Annotated in this window: 21 protein-coding genes; 5 read left to right on the forward strand and 16 right to left on the reverse strand. The window is 69.3% G+C overall.

Annotated elements, in window-relative coordinates:
* The 16 genes from HMPREF0731_RS18790 to HMPREF0731_RS18865 form a co-directional block, all read right to left on the reverse strand.
* A partial coding sequence (locus tag HMPREF0731_RS18790; RefSeq protein ID WP_007005785.1) for a ParB/Srx family N-terminal domain-containing protein occupies positions 1 to 456 on the reverse strand: 456 nt, incomplete at its 3' end.
* The gene (locus HMPREF0731_RS18795; protein WP_007005786.1) at positions 446 to 1,912 is read right to left on the reverse strand and encodes a site-specific DNA-methyltransferase; all 1,467 of its coding nucleotides are present in this window, start codon (positions 1,910 to 1,912) and stop codon (positions 446 to 448) included. The genes HMPREF0731_RS18795 and HMPREF0731_RS18790, both read right to left, overlap by 11 nt.
* Before the next feature lie 304 nt (positions 1,913 to 2,216).
* Positions 2,217 to 2,771, reverse strand: coding sequence for a hypothetical protein (locus HMPREF0731_RS18800; protein WP_007005787.1), 555 nt, complete (start codon positions 2,769 to 2,771; stop codon positions 2,217 to 2,219).
* Complete coding sequence (locus tag HMPREF0731_RS18805) at positions 2,761 to 2,988, reverse strand: hypothetical protein (RefSeq protein WP_040613984.1); 228 nt, start codon at positions 2,986 to 2,988, stop codon at positions 2,761 to 2,763. Before HMPREF0731_RS18805 ends, HMPREF0731_RS18800 begins: the two co-directional genes overlap by 11 nt.
* Positions 2,985 to 3,530, reverse strand: a complete 546-nt coding sequence (locus HMPREF0731_RS18810; RefSeq protein ID WP_007005789.1) for a hypothetical protein — start codon at positions 3,528 to 3,530, stop codon at positions 2,985 to 2,987. Before HMPREF0731_RS18810 ends, HMPREF0731_RS18805 begins: the two co-directional genes overlap by 4 nt.
* Positions 3,531 to 3,940: 410 nt before the next feature.
* Complete coding sequence (locus tag HMPREF0731_RS18815) at positions 3,941 to 6,289, reverse strand: AAA family ATPase (RefSeq protein WP_007005791.1); 2,349 nt, start codon at positions 6,287 to 6,289, stop codon at positions 3,941 to 3,943.
* Positions 6,286 to 7,053: a hypothetical protein gene (locus HMPREF0731_RS18820; protein ID WP_007005792.1), complete on the reverse strand. Its 768-nt coding sequence runs from the start codon at positions 7,051 to 7,053 to the stop codon at positions 6,286 to 6,288. Before HMPREF0731_RS18820 ends, HMPREF0731_RS18815 begins: the two co-directional genes overlap by 4 nt.
* Positions 7,053 to 7,262 (reverse strand): DUF6511 domain-containing protein, encoded by a 210-nt coding sequence (locus HMPREF0731_RS18825; protein WP_040613988.1) that lies wholly within the window; start codon positions 7,260 to 7,262, stop codon positions 7,053 to 7,055. The genes HMPREF0731_RS18820 and HMPREF0731_RS18825 overlap by 1 nt, the downstream gene beginning before the upstream one ends.
* A gap of 165 nt (positions 7,263 to 7,427) precedes the next feature.
* Positions 7,428 to 9,104 (reverse strand): DEAD/DEAH box helicase, encoded by a 1,677-nt coding sequence (locus HMPREF0731_RS18830; protein ID WP_007005794.1) that lies wholly within the window; start codon positions 9,102 to 9,104, stop codon positions 7,428 to 7,430.
* A 17-nt stretch (positions 9,105 to 9,121) separates the two neighbouring features.
* A complete protein-coding gene (locus HMPREF0731_RS18835) occupies positions 9,122 to 9,760 on the reverse strand; it encodes a hypothetical protein (RefSeq protein WP_007005795.1) in 639 nt (212 codons plus the stop codon).
* Between the two features lie 16 nt (positions 9,761 to 9,776).
* Positions 9,777 to 10,652 carry an ATP-binding protein gene (locus tag HMPREF0731_RS18840; RefSeq protein WP_007005796.1) on the reverse strand — a complete coding sequence of 292 codons (876 nt, stop codon included), beginning with the start codon at positions 10,650 to 10,652 and terminating at the stop codon, positions 9,777 to 9,779.
* On the reverse strand, positions 10,652 to 11,194 hold the full coding sequence (locus tag HMPREF0731_RS18845) for a hypothetical protein (protein ID WP_007005797.1): 543 nt from the start codon (positions 11,192 to 11,194) through the stop codon (positions 10,652 to 10,654). Before HMPREF0731_RS18845 ends, HMPREF0731_RS18840 begins: the two co-directional genes overlap by 1 nt.
* On the reverse strand, positions 11,194 to 11,535 hold the full coding sequence (locus HMPREF0731_RS18850; protein WP_040614007.1) for a hypothetical protein: 342 nt from the start codon (positions 11,533 to 11,535) through the stop codon (positions 11,194 to 11,196). Before HMPREF0731_RS18850 ends, HMPREF0731_RS18845 begins: the two co-directional genes overlap by 1 nt.
* A gap of 33 nt (positions 11,536 to 11,568) precedes the next feature.
* Entirely contained in the window at positions 11,569 to 12,132 is a 564-nt protein-coding gene (locus HMPREF0731_RS18855; RefSeq protein WP_007005799.1) for a sigma factor, read from the reverse strand.
* Positions 12,133 to 12,229: 97 nt separating this feature from the next.
* Positions 12,230 to 13,195 (reverse strand): hypothetical protein, encoded by a 966-nt coding sequence (locus HMPREF0731_RS18860; RefSeq protein ID WP_007005800.1) that lies wholly within the window; start codon positions 13,193 to 13,195, stop codon positions 12,230 to 12,232.
* The gene (locus HMPREF0731_RS18865; RefSeq protein WP_007005801.1) at positions 13,155 to 14,387 is read right to left on the reverse strand and encodes a hypothetical protein; all 1,233 of its coding nucleotides are present in this window, start codon (positions 14,385 to 14,387) and stop codon (positions 13,155 to 13,157) included. Before HMPREF0731_RS18865 ends, HMPREF0731_RS18860 begins: the two co-directional genes overlap by 41 nt.
* A 329-nt stretch (positions 14,388 to 14,716) precedes the next feature.
* Here HMPREF0731_RS18865 and HMPREF0731_RS18870 point away from each other — a divergent pair, with 329 nt between their 5' ends.
* From HMPREF0731_RS18870 to HMPREF0731_RS25980, 5 genes are all read left to right on the forward strand, one after another.
* Positions 14,717 to 15,217 carry a DUF2924 domain-containing protein gene (locus HMPREF0731_RS18870; protein WP_007005803.1) on the forward strand — a complete coding sequence of 167 codons (501 nt, stop codon included), beginning with the start codon at positions 14,717 to 14,719 and terminating at the stop codon, positions 15,215 to 15,217.
* On the forward strand, positions 15,214 to 16,563 hold the full coding sequence (locus tag HMPREF0731_RS18875) for a recombinase family protein (RefSeq protein WP_007005804.1): 1,350 nt from the start codon (positions 15,214 to 15,216) through the stop codon (positions 16,561 to 16,563). The genes HMPREF0731_RS18870 and HMPREF0731_RS18875 overlap by 4 nt, the downstream gene beginning before the upstream one ends.
* Positions 16,560 to 16,958, forward strand: coding sequence for a hypothetical protein (locus HMPREF0731_RS18880; protein WP_007005805.1), 399 nt, complete (start codon positions 16,560 to 16,562; stop codon positions 16,956 to 16,958). The genes HMPREF0731_RS18875 and HMPREF0731_RS18880 overlap by 4 nt, the downstream gene beginning before the upstream one ends.
* 67 nt (positions 16,959 to 17,025) lie before the next feature.
* On the forward strand, positions 17,026 to 18,888 hold the full coding sequence (locus tag HMPREF0731_RS18885) for a DEAD/DEAH box helicase family protein (RefSeq protein ID WP_007005806.1): 1,863 nt from the start codon (positions 17,026 to 17,028) through the stop codon (positions 18,886 to 18,888).
* A gap of 62 nt (positions 18,889 to 18,950) precedes the next feature.
* Positions 18,951 to 20,627 carry a DNA methyltransferase gene (locus HMPREF0731_RS25980; RefSeq protein WP_245538362.1) on the forward strand — a complete coding sequence of 559 codons (1,677 nt, stop codon included), beginning with the start codon at positions 18,951 to 18,953 and terminating at the stop codon, positions 20,625 to 20,627.
* The last annotated feature ends 106 nt before the right edge of the window (positions 20,628 to 20,733 follow it).

Raw genomic sequence — 20,733 nt, forward strand, 5'->3', positions numbered from 1 at the left:
CGCCGGGGCGTCGGGCTCCCCGCCGGGCGCGGGCGCGTCCGGCGCGGCATCGCCCAGCAGGCGGTCGAGCGTCGCGCCGTCGAAGCCGATTAGCCCGAGGTCGAACTCATCGGTCCGCAGCGCGCGTAGTTCGGCCGCGAGCAGGCTCTCGTCCCAGGTGGAGTTCAGCGCCAGCTGGTTGTCGGCCAGCCGGAAGGCCCGCGCCTGCGCCTCGGTCAGGTGCCCGAGCCGGATCGCCGGCACCTCCTCGAGGCCGAGCGCCTTGGCGGCGAGCACGCGGCCATGGCCGGCGATCAGCACGCCGGCGTCATCCACCAGCACCGGCACGTTGAAGCCGAACTCCCCGATCGAGGCAGCGAGCTGCGCCACCTGCTCGGTCGGGTGCAGCCGGGCGTTCGCGGCGTAGGGTGCGAGCGCCGCCACAGGCATCATCTCGACGCGGAGATCAGGCAGCATCGGCCGTCACCTCAGCGCGGGCCGCGGCGACGGAATCGTAGTCCCGGCCATCCTCGGCCAGCGTCACCGGAAGGTCTGGATGCAGCATCCGCCACCGCGCGATCGCCAGGTCGACATAGGCCGGCGCGAGCTCAATGGCGCGGACGCGCCGACCCGTGCGCTGGCCGGCGAGGATGGTCGTGCCCGAGCCGCCGAAAGGCTCGAACACGACGTCGCACTCGTCCGTGTAGGCGCGCATCAGGAACTCTGGCAGCGCGACTGGGAACACCGCCGGGTGCTCGGTCTCGATGCCACGACCCTTGTGGCGGGTGATGCGCAGCACGCTGTCCGGGATGCGCATCTCCTGCACCGGCAGGCCGATATGCGTGTAGGCCTTCACCTCGCCGTCGGCGGCCCGCAGCCCGCTGCCCTTGTTCGGCGTGCCGGCCCATTTGCACGGCACGATCTTGTTGGCCTGGCGCGCCTCGCGATTGAAGTGGAAGACCAACTCGAAGGCAGGCGCGAGGCGGCCGTTCCAGTCGCCCGGCAGGCCGGGCCCCTGGTCCCAGGCGTAGAGCCCGAAGCGCCGCCAGCCCTGGCCACGCATCCAGTCCAGCCAGCCCTGCCAATACGGCTGCCATTCCCCCTCGCGATGGATCAGCCCGAGATTCACCAGCACCTGCGCGTCGCGGCGCAGCGCACCGTCGAGATGCTGGAACACGCCCTGCATCAGCGCATCCCAATCCGAGACGCCGCCGGTGGTGTAGTCCCGCTGATTCCCGTAGGGCGGGCTGGTGAACAGCAGCGCCGCGTGATCCGCAGCCATGACGCGCGCGACCGTGGAGCGGTTCGCGCTGTCGCCGCAGGCCAGGCGGTGCTCGCCCAGCAGCCAGATGTCGCCGACCCGCGCGACAGCCTGTCGCGGCGGCTCCGGCTCCGCATCCGCGGGATCCTCTCCCGGCTCCGCGTCGTCCGCGTCCGGCTGGTTGCCAGCAGCCGGCTCGGCACCGCTGGCAACCGCCGGTGCCGGCAGGTTGCCGGCCTCGGTTTCCAGTCCGGCCAGCAGGCGCTCGATCTCCGCGCCGTCGAAGCCGGTCAGCGCCAGGTCGATGCCACCCATCTCCTGCAGCTTCGCGACCTCGGCCGCGAGCAGCGCTTCGTCCCAGCCGGCGTTCAGCGCGATGCGATTGTCCGCCAGCCGGTAAGCGGCCTTCTGCGCATCGGTCAGGCCGGCGCGGACGATCGTCGGCACGGCCTCGAGGCCGAGTGACTGCGCGGCCAGCAGCCGGCCGTGGCCGGCGATGAGCTCGCCGCGCTCGTCCACCAGGACCGGCGCGACGAAGCCGAACTCGAGGATGCTGGCCGCGATCTGCGCCACCTGCTCGGCGGAGTGCGTGCGCGCGTTGCCGGCATAGGGCAGCAGGGCGGCGACCGCGCGCGCCTCGACGGCGCTCGCAGACCATGGGGCCTGGGGCATCTGCACCTGCGTGATTTTGGAATGGTGGCTGGCGCGGCTGGCAACTGCGCGGCGCTGGCAACCTGGAAAACTGGCCTGGCGCTAGGAACCTTGCGCGCTTCCGCCCCCCGCATACAGCGGGGCCAGGAAGGACCCTGCGGCTCGCGAGCCACTGTCTCGATCGCGCGACGCTGTGGCTGGTGAGCCGCGGCGCGGTCGCGCCTTCTCTACGTGTCCTGAGTCTAGCCTCATCGATTTCGGCGCCGCCAGCGGGCCAATTGTAACAGCGTGGCCGGGGCGATGGAGATCGCCCCGGCCACGCCTCTCACGCCGCCTGTGTGCGCGGCGTCAGGCCGAAGTGCATGGCGAGCGTGCCGAGCGTCCCCACCAGGATGCCCTGCCCGACAGGGCCGTGCACTGTCCGTCCCGCCCAGCCCTGGCGCATCGCCCACTCACGGACCGAGAACTCCAGGCCGACGACGAACCATGCGCAGGAGCCGCCTGGGCTGTCGTGCCCACCAAGCGCATCCAGCGCCGCCGCGATACGGCGCCGCGCGTCGATCTGCAGCGTCGAGAGCGTGTCGACACGCATGCCGGGGAGGCGCACGATCTGCGACGTCGACATGCCGTCGAAGCAAGCCGCGCGAAACAGCCCGCGGAAGATCTCGCCCGCTTCGTGCATCTGCGGCGTGATGGTGCCGTTGGCCAACATCTGCCCAAGCGTGTCCACCGCACGGCGATGCTGCGTCGGTGTCCCGGTCTCGGGGTCGGCCGAGCGGATCGGCCCCTCGAAGGTGCCGTGCTGCAGCCGCCACTTGGAGGGCTTCGACAGATCCTCGTGCTTCGACGTCGCGCGCTTTGCCTTGCGCTTACCGGCCATGCTGGTCCCCTCCGTGCCGACGCCCCCAGCGCCGGCTTGCTTCGTTGATGACTGCCTGGCGTAGCCAGGGATCGGCGATGTCCTCCACGGCCAGGGCGGCGACGCCGTGCCGGTGCCAGGCGGCGGCGCGCATGGCGTCGAGGTCCATCGCGGTTGACGGGCTGCGTGCCAGGTCCAGACACGACCGGGGCGGACGCGGCGCATCGGGCAGCCTCATGCCCGACCACCCTGCGGATCGGTTGCCCAGAGCAGCAGCGCCAGAGCGTCGGCCTCATTGTCGTCGGCCGGCGCGAAGCCGCGGGCGCGCATCGCGGCGATGATCGCCGCCTTGTCCGCGTTGCCACGACCGGTGGCGAAGCGCTTGATGGTGCCGACGGGCACGCCCTCGTAGGGGATCTCGTGCTCCTCGCACCACGAGGTCAGCGTCGCCAGGAAGCCGCCGTAGACGTGGGCTGCATCGGTGCCGGCGTGTCGGCGGACTTCCTCGAACACCAAGCGGCCGATGCCGTGGGCGTGCGTGGCGATCTCGACGAGCCAGTCGACGAAGCGGACATAGCGCATGCCACCGCCCTCGAAGCGGCGGGGCTTGAAGGTCTCGACGCCGGAGGTGATCCGGCCGGTGTCGAAGCGCAGGGCCCAGCCGGTGGCGGTGCCCAGATCCAGGGCGAGGATGCCCGGCTTGCGCGGCAGAAAGAGCGCCGGCTCGGGCAGGGCGCCGCTTGCATAGGCCGAGGGCATGGGGAGAGTCACGGGTGCCATGGTGGTCTCCGACAGGAGCTGGTCGTGGTGAGGGCGGCGACGGCGCGGTTCTTGGCGGAGCTCGCCGTCGCTGCCCGGCTGGCGGGGATGGTGCCCATCGGGGGGAGCCCGAGCCCGAACCCGACCGCTCTGGGGATGGTGTGCGCGCGCCGCTGAGGCGCGCACGCACACCCCCCGTAGGGGGGTGGCATTTTGCGGAACTTGCGGAACTTGCCTAACCGATTGATCGGGCGGGATGTTTTGAAGTTCCGCAAGCCAGTTCCGCAAAGCCCGTTTGCGGAACTTGCGGAACTTGGCGAACCCATTGGAATGCTTGGGCAAATCAAGTTCCGCAGGGAAGTTCCGCAGCGCTGCGGAACTTGCGGAACTGCCAAGTTCCGCACGGTGCGGGGGCGTTCCGATCGGGTCGATCATGCTTCGACCTCCGGGTCGTTCAGCACCCAGACCTCGGGGTTCTCGACCGGCAGGACGGCGCTGTTGGTGTCGGACTGGAAGTGGCTGGGCAGCAAGCGAACCAGCCTGGGCGTGATCTCGCCGGTCTCCGGATCCACCGCCTCCTCGCCCGTCGCGAAGAGCATGTCCTGCACCAGCAGATAGCCCTTGGAGGATTTGCTGGCAGGAATGCCGTGCTCCGGGGCCGCGCGCAGGAACTTGATGTAGCCCTTGTTGGCGAGGACGTTGATGCGGCGCGCGATGGTGTCGTTGCCACCCAGGCCGTGGGTATTCTCGAACTGCGCCGCGAAGGCGCCACCCGTGAATACGCGCCCTTCGCGGGCCTCCTGCGCGATGATCTGCAGGATGACGTCGTGGCGACGGCTACGCTCGGCATCGAGGCGGGCGCCGACGTCACGCCGCACGATGCGCTCGCCCTTGCGGTCGAGCTCGACCCAGGCACCGCCTCGCTTGTCGATGAGGAGCGGATTGAGGCCGGGCCCGTTGCGCAGCTCGACATGCAGCTCGCGCGGCGTCTCCTCCTCGTCAGGGCGGAAGAGGATCATGCCGGAGGTGTAGAAGCCGCGCAGCGCGGAGGCGCCGGAGAGCGACAGGAAGGGATCGTCCTTCACCTGTTGCTTGCTGAGCTTTTTCGTGTGGTGGGCGAGGATGATGCCCGCCTCGGGTGCCACCTCGTCGCGCAGCGCCTCGACGCGGCTCTGCAGGAAGAACAGCATCGCCGCGTTATCGTTCTCGCCTTCGCCGCCGGGGCCACCGTCGAACAGGTTGCGGATTGGATCGATGCAGATCACGTCCGGCGGCGCGTCGGGGAAGGCCTGGCGAATGGCGGCAGCCACCAGCGGCACGCCGCGCTCGTTGAGCAGCATGCGCAGCTTGGGGGTGACGACGAGGGTGTCGCGCGCGCGGGCAACGACGGCGCGGTCGAGGCGCAGCTGCTGCATGCGCTCGCGGAGGTAGTGGTACTGGATCTCGGCCTGGAGATAGAACACTCGCAGCGGCCGTGGTGCCGTGAAGCGCAGGAACGGCGCGCCGGCGGCGGCGTGCACCAGCAGGCTGATCAGGAAGTCGGATTTGCCGACCTTCGGTGCGCCGCCGAGCACGAGCATGCCCCCGGGCGTGAGCACGCGCGGCCCGATGAGGTCGTCCGGCATGGGCGAGGTGTCGTCCAGCAGCGCGCCGAGCGTGTGGGCGGGGACGGCTGGTGGTGGTGCGGTGTCGGCGCGCAGCAGCGGCGGCCCGTTGCGATCGACGTGCAGCGCCCAGATTGCGTCGGCCTCGGCCTTGAGGCGATCGAGCGGCCAGGCGGGGCGCAAGCAGGCGGCGTTGTACTGGCAGATCGCCTCCCACCCCTCATCGCCAGTCATGCGACCCTCGTGGACCATGCGGACGAAGTGCCCGATCGCGGCGCTGGCGCCCTGGAAGCGGGTCCAGGCGTCCTGAGCGCCTTCCCGCACTGGCGTGGTCAGGACCGCATCGAGACCGGGATGGTTGGCGCCATGGGCGGCGGGCGCCGCCAGGCCCGGCATGGTGGGCATGGCCGCCACCGCCGCGGCGAAGTCGGGGAGCTCCACCTCGACCCTGGGACGGTGCTCCCGGATCGTGACGCGCCGCTGGACGCCCTGCTTCTGGTGGACAGTGCCGGGCACGCGGATCGGCTGGTGGGCCGATCGGAAGTGCAGGTCACCACTGACTTTCTCTGCAATCTCGCCGCGGAGCGCGCAGACCCGCACCAGGTCCGCCCCCTCGGCCGGCTCGGTGAGCCGCCACCAGACATGCAGCTTGGTGACGCCCTCGGCGGTGCGGCCGCCGCTTTCGACCAGCAGGGTGGGGGCGCCGAGGTGCTGGACGAGATGCGCCAGCTTGGCGGAGATGTCGCCGGCATCGAGATCGACCACCACCGTCTGCATCTGCAGCACATGCTCGGCGCGGGCTTGGCCCTGCTCGGCGACGGTGCCGGGGATGACATAGACGGCGCTGCCTTCGCGCGCGGCCCATGTGGCATAGGCGCTGAGGGATGCGGCGGCGTGCCGATCGGCCGGGACCCAGATGTTATGCGGCTTGGTGTCGAGCCCCTGGCCTTGGTCGACGAAGCCGCGGACCGGAATCAGCCCGTCGCAATAGCCGAACACCACGTCCAGGAAGGCGGCGATCTGCTCGAGGTCCGGCGCGATGGGGCCATCGGCCGCCGACATCGATGACCCAGCGCCGGAAACTCGATCAAGGGCGGTCTGCTCAGCGCCGGGAAGCTCGCTCGCGCTATCCTCCGGCAGTGGCGCGGCATCGTTGAAGTCGCCCCAAGCCGTCATGCAGGCTGCGCCCAACAGCGCTTGGCCCAGGGGCAGAAGCGGCACTCGAAGTGATCGGCCTGGGCGGCAACGCGGGGCAGAAGCTCGCCGGCATCGGTCGCGGCCAGGATGCGTACCGCCCGGTCCGACATGCGCTGCGCCAGCTCGGCGTTGAACGGCACCAGCTCGTGGTGCAGCTCCGCCGTGTCCTTATTGATGGCGGTGAACAGCGCCGGGTTGTCCGCCACGCCCGGGACGCTGGCGTCCATGTAGGCCTGGTAGACCGCGATCTGCGCCGCGTAGATCGGCTTGGCCGCGGCGACGCCCTTGCTGGACGTCTCGCGCCAGGCCTTGGCGTTCATGGTCTTGCATTCCCACAGCGCGGGGAACGCCATGCCGGGGATTGTCGGGCCTCCGGCGAAGACGCCGTCCACATGACCGCGGATGCGACCACCGGCGACCGAGAAGCCGAATTGCTCGCCGCGCTCGCCACCACCGCGGCGGGTGTAGAGATCGAAGCCGGCGGCACGGAGCCAGGCGACTGCGACATCCTCCAGCGCGTGTCCGATCCCGAAGATGCGCAGCAGCCGTCCGTCGAAGTCGGCGCCCTCGTCCTTCGGGGCCTGCACGAACTCGAACTGCAGCGCGCGCTCGCAGGCATGGCCGAGGCGCGAGCCGCCCAGGTAGTTGCGCGGCGGCGACGCCTGATTGGCCGCGACAAGCGCCGCGTCGATGGCGGCATTCACATGCGCGGAGGTCTGGCTGCGGCTGTTGAAGTCGAGCATCAGAAGGGCACCTCCGCCGCCATGTCCTGACGCGCGATCGCCTGCATCGCCTCCTGGAAGCCGCCGACGGCGACCTCGATCAGCGTCAGCACCTGCGCCTCGCTCAGCTCCTGGAAGCGGGTGCCCCAGCCGATCTCGGCCATCGTCTCCGCGACGCGGCGCATGGCCGCGCGCATCGCGGCCTTCTCCTGCTCGGTGAGGTCAACCATGGCGGACGACCTCCCCGCCAAGCGCGACCAGAAGCCCTGGCAGGCGATGCAGCAGAAGGAGACCGAGGGCCGCGGCTTCTTCCGCGGCGCCGGGTCGAACCAGCCAAAGCCACGCGCCGGGCGGGAGCAGACGGCGCAGGGCGGTTCCGGGGACCGGGCCATCGATCATGCGGCCTGCCCGAGCGCCGCGGGCTGGGCGCTGCGCACGAGATGCTGGATGGCCTGGCGGTTGAACTTGAAGGTCAGCAGCGCCGAGGCCTGGTACCGGGTCATGCCGAGATCGGCCCGTGCCGCCGGGGGCAGATGGATCAGCTGGCGTTCGGTCGGCGGCTCCCGCAGCCAGCGCCGGCTCTTGTGGGCGCTCTCGTCCGTCTCGTAGGTGTTCAGCCAGTCATCCGCCGCGGCCAGCGCCACCAGCCTCTCGCCAATCGACAGCAGGCGGGGCCGCTCCTCCTTCGCCCCGCCGACCGCGTGCCAGGCTCCGTTCAAGAAGAAGACGCCCGCCCAGCCGTTGAATCCATTGGCCAGCAGCGCCGCATCATCGCCGAACAGGTCGCACCACTCGAAAGCCGAGCGCCGGAGGAGATCGATCTCCGTCATGACGAAGTCGGAAAGCGGCGTCGCCTCCCGCCCGCGGGGCTCGAAGGCGTGGCCGCAGATTGGGCATTCCATCACCGCGATCGGCACCTCGGCCTCGCAGGACGGGCAGGTCTTGGTCGGCGGCTCGCCCTCGCCGGGCTGGCTGTCGAGATCGACGTCCTGCTCCAGGCAGCCGTGGATCTGCGAGGATGTGCCAAAATCGAGGATGATGCAGTCGCGCTTGACGATGCCGGGATGCTCGGTGGGATCCACGGTGCGCAGCCCGCGGCCGACCATCTGGATCATCGTGCACTTGAAGGAGCTTGGCCGCAGCAGGATGACGCAGGAGGTCGGCGGGTGGTCCCAGCCCTCCGTGAGCACCGCGACATTCACGACGATGTGCGCCTCGCCCCGGGCATAGGCGGCCAGGACGGAGCGCCGCTCCCCCTCCGGCATGTCGCCGGTCACGATGACGGTGGGGATGCCGGCCGCATTGAAGGCCGCGGCGACGTGCTCCGCGTGTGCGATGGTGGAGCAGAAGGCCACAGTCTGGCGGCCGCCAGCTTTTTCCTGCCAGTGCTTCACCACCGCATCGGTGACCGGCACCGTGTCCATGACGCGGGCGACCTCGCCCATGTCGAAGTCATCGCCGCTGCGGCGCACCGCGCGCAGCTCGTCCTGCACACCGACATCGATGATGAAGGTGCGAGGCGGCACGAGGTGGCCGGAGGCGATCAGCTCGCCGAGCCGGATCTGGTCCGCGACGTTCGAGAAGACCTGGCGCAGCCCGACCTTGTCGCCGCGGTTCGGCGTGGCGGTGACGCCGTAGATCCAGCAGTCGGGGTTGCGGTCGAGGGCGCGATCGATGATGCGGCGATAGCTGTCCGCGACGGCGTGATGCGCCTCATCGATCACCAGCAGGTCCAGCGCGGGCATCGCCTCGAGGTTCGCCTGGCGGGTCAGGGTCGGCACCATGGCGAAGGTGACCTGGCCGCCCCAGGACTTCTGGCCGGCATCCACCACCGAGGTGGCGATGCCAGGATTCACGCGACGGAACTTTGCCAGGTTCTGAGCCGTTAGCTCATCCCGATGCGCCAGCACCGCGGCCTTCGCGGCGCTGCCGCCGATATGCTCGCCCACCGCCGCCGACAGCATGATCGTCTTGCCGGCGCCGGTCGGGGCGACGCCGAGAGTGTTGCCGTGCTGGCCGAGCGCACGAAGGCTGCGCTCGACGAAGAGCTTCTGGCGGGGGCGGAGCAGCATGCTGGTGCGGCCCTCCCTCAGCGCGCCCAGGCGGGACGCGGGTCGGCGCCGGCCGCGGCGGGCTGCGGCGCCGCGGCAGGGAAGGCGCCCTGCTGGATGGGCGGCGCGGCGGGCGGCGCGTAGGCCTGGGCGGGCGGTGCATAACCCGCTGGCGCCACATGCCGCCCCATCAGCTGGGCGTAGTCCCGATGGTCTGGCGTCACCGCCATGCGGATTTCGTTCTTGGTCTCGCCGCCAGCATCGGTGCCGTGCTCGATCCTCGCCACGAACTCGAGGCCATCGAGATCCGCGAAGCCACCGATGCGGCGCGCCGCCTGCGCCTGGGGCGAGACATCCTTGTCGGAGATGCCGCGGGCGGAGTTCAGCATCCCGCGCAGGAAGCTGCGGCCCATCCCCGCCCATTCCGGCCCCTTCGGGCTGTAGAGCCCGATCAGCGTGAAGATCTTCCGCTTGGCGTAGGGCCCCTCCAGCACGGTGAACTCGCCATTGAGATAGACGGCGCCGGTGCTGCCGCGCGTCGCGTAGCCGCCGGTCCAGCCCTGGCTCGGATCGTCGAAGCCGCCGGGGCGGATGGTGAGGCGGACCTTCGCCAGCGTCCCCTTGGGGATCAGGTTCGGGTTGGACTGGGCGTCGTTGTAGTCGTTCCAGGCAGCCATGGTGCTTCTGCTCCGATCAGGTGTTGGGGGTGGCGGCGGGCAGCGCGATCGACGGCGCGCCGTGCGCGGCGATCGGCGGCGATGGGCTGCGGATTTTCTGGAAGAGCTGACCGAGATGCGGCGGCTCCAGCATGTCGAGCCGGCCGCTGCGATCCTTCGCGGGGTAGCCCCAGGGGTTCAGCGTCTGGCAGACCAGACCGCGGAAGGATGCGAGCGCAGGCTGGCCGGGCGCGGCGTCCGGCTTGATCTCGGCCAGCGTCATCACCTGGTCGACGATGCCGGGCAGCTCGAGGCCGGTCTTGCTGCCGTCGATCTGCGGCACGAAGACGCGGCGATTGAAGTCGTCGAGTTTCTCGTCGAGGATTCCGACGAAGATCACGTTGCGCCCGCGCGCATGCTGCAGGTGCGTGAGCCAGGCGATCATCTCGCGGCCATGCAGCCCATAGGCGCCGCGGATGTCGGGCTTGCCGGTCTTCTCGGAATGCGCCTCGGGCTGACCGCGGCACCACTGGAAGCAGAGCCGGCCGGCGACCGTGATGCTGTCCACGAAGATCGTGGCGAAGCCGTCCATGCGCGCCGGATCGCCATAGGCCTGCAGGACGCGCGCATACTGCGCGGCGGAATAGGGCTGGTCGTCGCGCAGCGCGGGGTTGGGGCCGGCCAGGAACAGCGCGAGGTCGCGGCATTCCTCCCAGGTGCGCGGGCGGATCGACGCGCCACGCCAGTGCTGCACGGCGAGGTCGCCCGCCTCCAGGTCGATGAACAGCGTGCTGCCTTCATCGAGCGTCAGCAGGAGGTAGGTCTTGCCGATGCCGCTCTTGCCGAAGATCACGGCCTTGATGCCGCGCGCCTCAGCCTGCCGCTCGTCGGCGGTGATGATGCGCAGCGCCATCAGCGGCCTCCCCGCAGCGGGATGACGCCGGCCCCATGCGGGCTGTCGCGCAGCGCCGTCTCGGACGTGATGGCCAGGCGATAGGTGGCGCGGCCCGTGCGGACCGTGCGGGCCGGCTCGAAGGCCTGCCGGATGCGATCGGGCCAGGCGGTGTAGGCCCGCTCGGAGACCTTGAAGCTGACCTCGACGTACTGGCCCGGATCCTCGCCGCCGGCGCGGATCTGCTCCGCCAGCGCGGCAAGCCGCGCCTGGTCCCATTCCACCTTCTTCGGCAGGTCGACCGCGATCTCCACGGTGCCGTCCTGAAAGCGGACCGTGCCGGTGCCCTTGCCGGCAGCGGCACGGGCGCCGATGGCGCGCTGCTCGTAGCGGAGCGCGATCGCGGCCTCGATCCAGTCCTGCATGCGCTTGGCGGCATCCAGCGCCTCGCGCGCATCGGTCTGCAGGAGCGCCAGATGCTCGGCGGGCAGCGCCATGACGTCGCTCACCGGCATGTGGCGCAGCGCGTCGAGGCTGGGGCGGTTGGTGCGGAGCGCGTCCATCACGCGGCCTCCGCGAGCAGCATCGGCAGGATGGCCGAGGCGGTACGGCGCGGGCGGCGGCGGGCGACGAGGATGTAGGCGTAGTCCTCATAGCCGTAGCGGCGCTGCACGATGTCGGCGAGGCCGAGCTCGGCCAGCTTCCAGGCACGGGCCGCCAGGCGCTGGAGCGCGGTGCGCTCGTTCTCGGGCAGGCACTGCAACTGCGGGCAGACCTGCCGGGCGAGCGCGCCACGGTGGTAGGTGATGCTGTCGCCGGGGGCCGCGGCGCCCAGCCAGGTGCAGAGCGAAGCCTCGGTGAGAGGCGTCACCACTGCGCGGATGTCGGTGATGCTGGTGTCCATGACCATGATTACCGAGGCTGCGGGGGTTCTGTTTCAGGCCGCCGGGGCGATGCCGGCGGCGCGCAGCCGCAGTCGCATCTCGCGCACGCGCCGGAACGCCGTGGTGCGCGACAGGCCGGCGTGGCGGGCGGGATCGACGTTGCCACGCGCGAGGGCGGCGCAGAGGGGCGCATCCTCCTCCGTCAGCACGTCGGCGATCCGCTCGAGGTCCAGCCGGCGATTCACGTCCGCGAAGGCGTCGGTCTGCTGGCCCATCCACGCGCCGTAGCCGTCCGCCTCCGACAGCACGGCGCCGACCGTGGCGCCGCCGTCCGGCAACGGGTCGTCCAGGGAAGTGGGGTGATGAAGTGTCCGGTACCGCTGGGTGCGATGCGCCAGCAGGGCGGCATGGTGCCGGAAGCAGGTGAGCGCGAAGGCGCCGAGGTCTCCCAGGTCCGAGTTGAAGCCGGGCAGGCGGGAGAGCAGATCGGTCAGGAGGTCCTGGGCGAAATCCTCGGCGTCATGCGCGGGCAGCCCGAGGCGGCGGCACAGGCCGCGCGCCATGCGCTCGGCCATGCGGTGCAGAGGTTCGAATTCGGAGAAGGTGAGCGAGGGCATCTGCGGCTCCGGCTGGCGGTGATGGCCAGCGGAAGGTGCCGCGGATGCTTTCCGACAGGTGTCGGACAGACGTCTGCAAGATGTCGGATCGGCGCTGCTACTTCACGAGGACGGACAGTGGCGGGCAAGCGATGGAGTAGCCCAGCGTGTTGTTCGTCGTGATGAGGCCGGCCACGCGGGGAGTGTCGCCGAAATGCTCCCTGAGTTGGCCGCGAAGCTCGTTCGCCAGCTTGCGAACCGCGTCGGGTGAGGTGTTCGCCGAGAAAAGCAACGCATGTAGCACCGACGGATGCACAACCGGCCGACCATCTCGATGAGCATCCGCGAGTGCTCTCAGGAGCTGAAACGGCTTCGCGCGGATGGAGGCCTCTCGATCATCAAGCCGAACGGTCTGCGTGGCGGCCGTCAACACCAACTCGTACCGGCCGGCGCGCCCATCTGGCAGTCGGGCGACGTCCAGTGCCAGGGGGAGATCACCCACTGGCGGCAGAAGGGCGTGGATCGGCTGAACATGATGGATGTTCTGTTCGGCCAGGTTGCCGCGCATCAGCGTGGGCAGTTCTGGCCCGACCAGGATGACTGTGCCTTCCTTGTGGGCGAGGCGAATCGCGCCGACCAGCCCTGGCTGTCGGATGCCAATGCGGGTGGGTGCGGCCACGATGATCCGCCCGTCCGCAAGCATGCCGAGGCTCCACAGCCCTGGCGCGATCTGGTCCGGACGGCCCAATCCCATGGCCTCAGCCACGCCTTCCATGAAGGCCGACAGGACCACGTTGAAGCTGCGCACATCGTCCGCGGGCAGGCGCTCATCCCTTCGGCGATCGCCGGCGCATTTGGCGGTGGCGACATCGCCGTCCCACACGATTGCACGTTCATCAGCGCCGCAGTCGCAGTCGTCGCAGACAGCCCAGGACGCCTCGCGCCCACGATGCACGAGGATGCCGAGCTGGATGAGGCGCTCGAAGGCAGCCTCCTCCTCCGCACCATACTGCCGGCCGAGCATGACGACCGGCTCGCCGGCCTCACTCAGCCGCCAGAGCTGGTACGATAGGCCGCCGGTCATTCGTCAGCGCGTTCAGCTTGAGCAATGCCATGACCAGCTTCTTGTGCCGGACCCTGGGAAAGGTGACCGATCCGGGCGGCTTGACCGTGACGCTGATCGTCGGCGCGCGGCCGCTCGGTGTCTTCAGAACGATGCGCGCGATGATGTGGTCGAGGCGCCACGCATTGTCGCCGTAGCTGATGTCAGCCCGGCTCTCATGCAGACGGCGCAGCGCGCTGCCCTCGGAGTCCTTCACCCGCACCGAGAACAGGGTCTTCTCGCGGCCGGTCCGGACATTGGTGGCGACGCGGTTGGCCTGCGCTTCCGTGATCTCGACCCGCTCGATCTGGTCCAGGTCGCCGATGCGGAAGGCGAAGGTGCCATGCGACTTCTCTGCCGGGGCCAGCGTGTAGAGGTTCTGCGAGCTGGCGGCCTTGAACGCGCCGGGGCGCCCGAGAATCTCGGCGGCGAATGCTTCTGCCAGGTCGGCACGGCGCTTCTTCGCGCAGCCCCAGACCGTGAGCCGCCCCGTCGCCTCGACGAAGGAGATCACCGCGGTGTCGACTTCCTGGAAGCCGATGACCTCGTCCTCGTCGCCGCGAATGACCTCGGTCGAAACCGGCGGCGCCCCATGGCGGACTGCGATGCACAGCTCGCCATCATCGACATAGTCGCGGACGCGGCAGAACTTCCCGCGTAGGTCGGCCGCGAAGATGCCGGACGTGCGGACGCGCAGCGCTTCGAGCGTCTCCTTGGTCACGCTGGCCGCAAGCCCATCCTCACCGGCATCGAACTCGGTGACGCTGGGCGGCGCGATGAAGACGGAGGTGTGCTCCGCCTCCCTGAACACGTCCGGGAACTCGACGAAGGCGACGAGGGCGTAGTCGCGCGGCGTCGCGGTTGGACACTCCGCCGGGTCGATGATCACGACCCCCTGACGCTCCGCCTCCTCCTGCAGCAGTCGCATCCCGGTCGGGCTGTCGAGGCGGACGATGCGATGGAGGTCCTGGATCAGGCCCTCCGGGTAGGAGTCCTTCGAGCCGAGCAAGTACTCGGTGATCCGCTTCCGCCCCTCCACCTCATCGGCGAGCAGAGCTTCCAGGTCGAGGCCCTTGATGCCTGCTCGGTGCGCCGTGAGCAGCTTACCCAGAACTTCCCAGTCCACGGTCTTGAGGAACCGCTGGTTGGCGAACTTGGTGAAGTCCTTCTGCACGTGACGTCCCTGTAATGTGGAACGTATCAGGTACATGATTCGGCATGCCGCTGTCGAATCTAATCTGCAGCTCGGCGGTGAAACACCCCGGCGGCAGCCCCGGTAATCATGGGGATGGCGCCCCCATCCAAGCCCGCCGGCAACGCCCGCCTCCCACCGCACCTCCGGGAGGTCTGTTCCATCCTGGCGCGCGGTCTGGTGCGGCTGCGCAGCCGCGCTGCCGAAGACGATGCGCGGGATGCCGAGATAGCTCGGGGCGCGGGAGACGTTCGCCTACACTCCACCGCCCACCAGCGCCTGCATGCGAACCCCAACAGGAAGGGACTCGCATGACCAGACGATCCACTACCGCGCCCGCGCCGGCGCCCACCATCCCGAAGATCCCGCCGACGCAGGTGCTGGGGCGGCTCGCCGCGCTGCAGACAGCGCCCACCGCGGACCTGAAACAGCAGTGGTGGGAGCTCTTCGGCAAGGAGCCGCCGCCCTGGAACCGCGCCTACATCCAGAGCCGGCTGGCGTATCGGATCCAGGAGCTCGCCTATGGCGGGCTGAAGCCCGAGACCGTCGATCGCCTGGTGGCGCTGGGCGAGCAGTTGGACGGCGGCAACGTGGTGCTGCGCCGTATCCGCGCCGACAGCCGCCCGCTGGCCGGCACCCGCCTCATTCGGGAATGGCAGGGCGTGCAGCACGTGGTCACCGTCCGTGCCGATGACTTCGAATACGAGGGCCGGCCGTATCGGTCTCTATCGGCCATCGCGCGGCACATCACTGGCACGCGCTGGAACGGCTGGACCTTCTTCGGCCTGCGCCAGCCAGGCGGTGGCGCATGAAGGCGCGCGCCGCCACCGCGGCGATGCCCTCCAGCACGAAGAAGCTGCGCTGCGCGGTCTACGCGCGGAAGAGCACCGACGAGGGCTTGGACAAAGAGTTCAACACCCTCGACGCGCAGCGCGACGCCTGCGAGGCGTACATCGCCAGCCAACGCGCGGAGGGCTGGGTTCTGATGCGCGATCGCTACGACGACGGCGGCTTCTCCGGCGGCACGCTGGAGCGACCCGCGTTGCAACGCCTGCTGCGCGATATCCGGGCCGACCTGGTCGATGTGATCGTGGTCTACAAGATTGATCGCCTCAGCCGCTCGCTGATGGACTTCGCTAAGCTGGTCGAGGTGATGGACGCGCATGGCGTCACCTTCGTGTCCGTGACGCAGAGCTTCAACACGACCACCAGCATGGGACGGCTGACGCTCAACATCCTGCTCAGCTTTGCGCAGTTCGAGCGCGAGGTGATCGGCGAGCGTATCCGCGACAAATTCGCAGCGTCGCGGGCGCGAGGGATGTGGATGGGGGGCAAGGTGCCGCTCGGCTACGACGTCGTAGCCCGCAAGCTGGTGGTGAACGAGGAGGAGGCCCCACGCGTCCGCCGCGTGTTCGAGATCTTCGCCGAGACCGGGTCGGGCATCGAGACGGTGGCCCGCCTTCGGGCCGAGGGCGCCACGAGCAAGTCCGGGCGACCGCTCGACAAGGGTGATGTCTACAAGCTGCTGAACAATCGGACCTACGTCGGGGAGGCCTCGCACAAGGGGCAGGTCTATCCCGGCGAGCACCACGGCATCGTGCCGCGGGAACTCTGGGATCGCGCACATGCCATCCTGCAGATCAGCCCACGGGTCCGCGCGAACCAGAACCGGGCCCATACGTCGGCGCTGCTGAAGGGGCTGATCTTCGGGGTGGACGGACGTGCGCTGTCGCCCACCCACGCCCGGAAGAACGGCCGGCTCTATCGCTACTACGTGGCGCAGCGCGTACTGAAGGGCGACGCCGCTGGCGACGACGGTATCGTCCGCCGGGTATCGGCGGCGGAGATCGAGACCGCGGTCGTGGACCAGGTGAGGGCGCTGCTGCGGCAGCCCGAGATCGTGGTCGGCACATGGCGCGCGGCGCGCGGGGAGGCACCCGACCTGACCGAGGGCGAGACCCACGATGCGCTGCATCGGCTCGACCCGCTTTGGGAACATCTATTCCCGGCGGAGCAGGCGCGCATTGTGCGTTCGCTGGTGGAGCGGGTGGTGGTCGGCCCGGCGGGCGCGGACATTCGGCTGCGGCTGGACGGGCTCGGCAGCCTCGTCCGCGATCTGACCGCTATTCGGCCCGATGCGCTGAGGGCCGCGGCATGACTGCCGCCACCAGCATCACGGTCAGGGTGCCGCTGGAGATTCGCCACCGGCGGGGGCGAAAGACCGTCGTGACGCCGATGGCAGATGGCGCGGCGCCGGTCACGACAAGGGCCGATCCGGCGCTGGTGAAGGCTTTGGCCAGGGCTTTCCGCTATCAGCGGATGCTGGAGGAGGGGCGCTACGCCTCGATCACCGAGATGGCTGCGGCAGAGCGAATCGAGCGGGGGTACCTGGGCTCCCTGCTGCGCCTGACCCTCCTGGCGCCCGACCTCGTAACCAACGCCCTCGATGGGCGGCAATCGCCCTCGGTAGCCCTGGCCGCCCTATTGGAACCATTTCCGCTATGCTGGCGCAGCCAGGGCGAATTGTTCGGCAATGACGGGTCGGGAAAGTAACGGCCGCGGCCACATGGCCATTATGCGAGGGCGAAGTCCGTGGCATCTTCGGGGCGTGACAGGCCCCGTGATCGACAACCCGATTCTCAACAGCCCCTTCGCGGAGCCATCCCGCCATTGGGAGCTCGACGAGAGCGGCATCCCCACCGGCACCCCGGCGCTCGGCCGGCGGCGCAGCGAGTTTATCGTCCCTGTCCCCCCGCCGAAGCACAAGGTGAAGGCCCAGGCCACCCTCGACCTAGAGGATGAGTACGGGAAGCGCCAGCCGAACGACTACATCAATGAAATCAGGGCCAAAGTCGCCCAATGGCGCTCCCTCGGCGAGCAGGGCCTGCGTCCCGTCACGCCCGTCACGGCCCGCCTGCTGCGCCACTGGCGGGAACAGGGCCGGGCCCGCCCGCTCTTCTTCTGCCAGGTCGAGGCGGTGGAGACCGCGATCTGGCTGACCGAAGTCGCCCCCCGCGCCGAGACCGAGCGCCTGCGCACCCTCAATTCGGAGGCCAATCCCGACCTCCTCCGCATCGCCTTCAAGCTGGCGACCGGCGCCGGCAAGACCACCGTCATGGGCATGCTGATCGCCTGGCAGACCCTCAACGCCGCCCGCACGCGCAATTCGACCCGCTTTACGGACGCCTTCCTGATCGTGGCCCCCGGCCTGACGGTGAGGGACCGCCTGCGCGTGCTCCACCCGTCCGACCCGTCCAACATCTACGCCGCCCTCGACATCGTGCCGCGGGAGCTGCGCGACGACCTCCAGCGCGCCCGGATCGTCATCACCAACTTCCACGCCTTCAAGAAGCGCGAAACGCTCGAGGCGCCGAAGCTGGCGAAGGAGATCCTGGCCGGCCGCACCGGGAAGGTCGAGCGCCCCGAAACTGATGGCCAGATGGCGCAGCGCATCTGTAAGGACCTGCTCGGCCGCAAGCGCATCATCGTCATCAACGACGAAGCCCACCACTGCTATCGCCAGAAGGTGGGCGCAGCGGATGACGCCAGCGCGAAGCTCGACGCTGAAGGCAAGGCCGAGGCCAAGAAGAACAACGCCGCTGCCCGCCTCTGGATCAGCGGGATCGAGGCTCTGCAACGCGTCGTCGGCCAGCCCGTCCTGGTCTACGACCTCTCCGCCACGCCCTTCTTCCTGCGCGGCTCGGGCTACCCCGAGGGTACGCTATTCCCCTGGGTTGTCTCCGACTTCTCCCTGATCGACGCCATCGAATGCGGCATCGTCAAGGTGCCCCGCGTGCCGGTGCAGGATCTGCCGGGTGCCGAAGAGCCGGTCTATCGGCACGTCTATCGCTACATCCAGGAACATTCGGATGTGAAGCTGCCCAAGGCTGGCCGGGCCAAGCAGGGCAAGCCGCTCACGCCGGACCAGCTTCCCTCCCAGCTCACCGGCGCGCTCCAGGCGCTGTATGGCCACTATCGCCAGGTGTTCGAGAACTGGGCCAGCCGCGCCGGCAGCACACCGCCGGTCTTCATCGTGGTCTGCAACAACACAGCCACCTCGAAGCTCGTGCACGACTGGATCGCCGGCTACGAGCGCATCGAGACCGACGCCGAGGGTGCCGAGCGCCGCGTCATTGTGCCTGGCAACCTGCCGCTCTTTTCCAACGTCACCCAGGCCGGCATCGGCCAGAGCAGCATGGTCGAGCGCCCAGTCACCATCCTCATCGACAGTGAGGAACTCGAATCCGGCGAGGCGCTGTCGGACAACTTCCGCAAGCTGGCCGGCCCGGAGATTGACGCCTTCAAGCGCGAACTCCGCGCCCGCGGCCGCCATGCGGAGGCTGAGACCGTCACCGACAGCGACCTGCTGCGCGAGGTCATGAACACCGTCGGCCAGCCCGGCCGGCTGGGCGAGCCGATCCGATGCAGTCCGCGTCCGTCGGCCGCGAGAAGGGCGAGGGCGCTGCCAGTTGGTTTCCTGTAGAAGTTGAAGGCACGACCTATCTGCCGACCGACAGGTCTCGATGGAAAACCAATGAGGCAGGCATGGAACGCCTCAAGCTTTCCCGTCGCCTCATCCCGCAAGACACCACGATCAGGTTCATGCGGTTTCCGGAGGATTTTCCTGCTTCTCCGATTACGAACGTCTGGGACGACACGGCTGGAGCTACTGACAAAGTCTACGTTGTTCAGACGGCAACGAAGATCATTCAACGCTGCATGCTCATGACCACCGATCCCGGCGACCTCGTCCTCGACCCCACCTGCGGCTCCGGCACCACCGCCTTCGTCGCCGAGCAATGGGGTCGCCGCTGGATCACCACTGACACCTCACGCGTTGCCCTGGCGCTGGCCCGCACGCGCCTCATGGCCGGCCGCTTCCCTGCCTACCTGCTGCGCGACAGCCGTGAGGGCGCGGCGAAGGAGGGCGAGATCACTGGCCGTCCGCCCGAGGAAGGCCCGTTCCGCCACGACATCCGCCAGGGCCTGGTGCTGGAGCGCGTGCCGCACGTCACGCTGAAATCCATCGCCAACAACGCCGAGATCGACGTCATCCACGCCAACTGGGCGCCAAAGATCGAGGCCGCGCTTGCCGCCCTCAACACCGCCCTCGGGACGCAGCACGCCGAATGGCAGGTCCCCCGCAGCCTGCCCGAAGACGCAAAACCGGCGGCGCAGGAGGCGCATGCGGCCTTCTGGGCCGCCCGCCGCGCCCGGCAGGCGGAGATGGACGCCTCCATCGCTCGCAATGCCGAGACCGAGTTCCTGCACGACCGGCCCTACGCGAAGAAGAACGCCGTCCGCGTCACGGGTCCCTTCACGGTCGAGAGCCTCTCGCCCCACCGCGTCCTGCCAGCGGATGAGGAAGACCAGGCCGTGATGGAGGCGCTCGCGCAGGAAGCGGGCGAGCCCGTGCCCGAACGCCGCCCGCTCCGCACCCGGCCGGACGCTGGCGATGACTTCGTGACCGCCGTGCTGGACAACCTGCAGAAGGCCGGCGTGCAGAACACGAAGAAGGGTGAGCGCCTGACCTTCGCCACGCTGCGCCCCTGGCCTGGCGGCAGCCGAGTCTCGGCCGAGGGCGAATACGAGGAAGCGGGCGTGAAGAAACGCGCCGCCATCGTCATCGGCCCCGAATACGGCACCGTCGGCCCGGACCTGGTGCGCGAGGCCGCGCGCGAATGCCGCGACTGGGCGGATGCCATGGTCGTGTGCGGCTTCGCCTTCGATCCCCAGGTGGGCGACAGCACCATGAACCTCGGGCGGCTCGTGGTGCTGAAAGCGCGCATGAGCCAGGAGCTGCGCGCCGCCGAAGCCTACAAGGCCGGCGGCGGCAACCTGTTCGTGGTGTTCGGCGAGCCGGATATCGCGCTCGACCAGGCCGATGGTGCATGCGTCGTGCGCCTGAAGGGGGTGGACATCTTCGACCCCACCACGGGCGAGGTCCGCTCCTCCGGCCGGGTCGAGGATGACGTGGCCTGCTGGTTCGTGGACACGGACTACGATGGCGACAGCTTCTTCGTCCGCCACGCCTACTTCCTCGGCGGCAAGGACCCCTTCGAGAAGCTGAAGACCGCGCTGAAGGCCGAAATCGACGAGGACGCCTGGGCCAGCCTCTACCGGACGGAAAGCCGTCCCTTTGTGAAGCCGAAGTCGGGCCGGATCGCGGTGAAGGTGATCAACCACTACGGCGACGAGGCGATGCGGGTGTTCAAGATCTGACGATGACGATCCTCGTGGCCCGCAGGTTCTCTGCCGGATTCGCCCCTGTGTCGCTTGCTTCCGTTTGCGAAGGGCTGCCTGACCGGCAGCGCAGCGGGCGAGGCTC

It is taken from the genome of Pseudoroseomonas cervicalis ATCC 49957, assembly GCF_000164635.1.
In the GTDB taxonomy this organism is placed as follows: domain Bacteria; phylum Pseudomonadota; class Alphaproteobacteria; order Acetobacterales; family Acetobacteraceae; genus Pseudoroseomonas; species Pseudoroseomonas cervicalis.

Coding starts and splice junctions, on each gene's coding strand:
- HMPREF0731_RS18795 (WP_007005786.1), bottom strand. CDS start 1,912: ATGCCCCAGGCCCCATGGTCTGCGAGCGCCGTCGAGGCGCGCGCGGTC.
- HMPREF0731_RS18800 (WP_007005787.1), bottom strand. CDS start 2,771: ATGGCCGGTAAGCGCAAGGCAAAGCGCGCGACGTCGAAGCACGAGGAT.
- HMPREF0731_RS18805 (WP_040613984.1), bottom strand. CDS start 2,988: ATGAGGCTGCCCGATGCGCCGCGTCCGCCCCGGTCGTGTCTGGACCTG.
- HMPREF0731_RS18810 (WP_007005789.1), bottom strand. CDS start 3,530: ATGGCACCCGTGACTCTCCCCATGCCCTCGGCCTATGCAAGCGGCGCC.
- HMPREF0731_RS18815 (WP_007005791.1), bottom strand. CDS start 6,289: ATGACGGCTTGGGGCGACTTCAACGATGCCGCGCCACTGCCGGAGGAT.
- HMPREF0731_RS18820 (WP_007005792.1), bottom strand. CDS start 7,053: ATGCTCGACTTCAACAGCCGCAGCCAGACCTCCGCGCATGTGAATGCC.
- HMPREF0731_RS18825 (WP_040613988.1), bottom strand. CDS start 7,262: ATGGTTGACCTCACCGAGCAGGAGAAGGCCGCGATGCGCGCGGCCATG.
- HMPREF0731_RS18830 (WP_007005794.1), bottom strand. CDS start 9,104: ATGCTGCTCCGCCCCCGCCAGAAGCTCTTCGTCGAGCGCAGCCTTCGT.
- HMPREF0731_RS18835 (WP_007005795.1), bottom strand. CDS start 9,760: ATGGCTGCCTGGAACGACTACAACGACGCCCAGTCCAACCCGAACCTG.
- HMPREF0731_RS18840 (WP_007005796.1), bottom strand. CDS start 10,652: ATGGCGCTGCGCATCATCACCGCCGACGAGCGGCAGGCTGAGGCGCGC.
- HMPREF0731_RS18845 (WP_007005797.1), bottom strand. CDS start 11,194: ATGGACGCGCTCCGCACCAACCGCCCCAGCCTCGACGCGCTGCGCCAC.
- HMPREF0731_RS18850 (WP_040614007.1), bottom strand. CDS start 11,535: ATGGACACCAGCATCACCGACATCCGCGCAGTGGTGACGCCTCTCACC.
- HMPREF0731_RS18855 (WP_007005799.1), bottom strand. CDS start 12,132: ATGCCCTCGCTCACCTTCTCCGAATTCGAACCTCTGCACCGCATGGCC.
- HMPREF0731_RS18860 (WP_007005800.1), bottom strand. CDS start 13,195: ATGACCGGCGGCCTATCGTACCAGCTCTGGCGGCTGAGTGAGGCCGGC.
- HMPREF0731_RS18870 (WP_007005803.1), top strand. CDS start 14,717: ATGACCAGACGATCCACTACCGCGCCCGCGCCGGCGCCCACCATCCCG.
- HMPREF0731_RS18875 (WP_007005804.1), top strand. CDS start 15,214: ATGAAGGCGCGCGCCGCCACCGCGGCGATGCCCTCCAGCACGAAGAAG.
- HMPREF0731_RS18880 (WP_007005805.1), top strand. CDS start 16,560: ATGACTGCCGCCACCAGCATCACGGTCAGGGTGCCGCTGGAGATTCGC.
- HMPREF0731_RS25980 (WP_245538362.1), top strand. CDS start 18,951: ATGGAACGCCTCAAGCTTTCCCGTCGCCTCATCCCGCAAGACACCACG.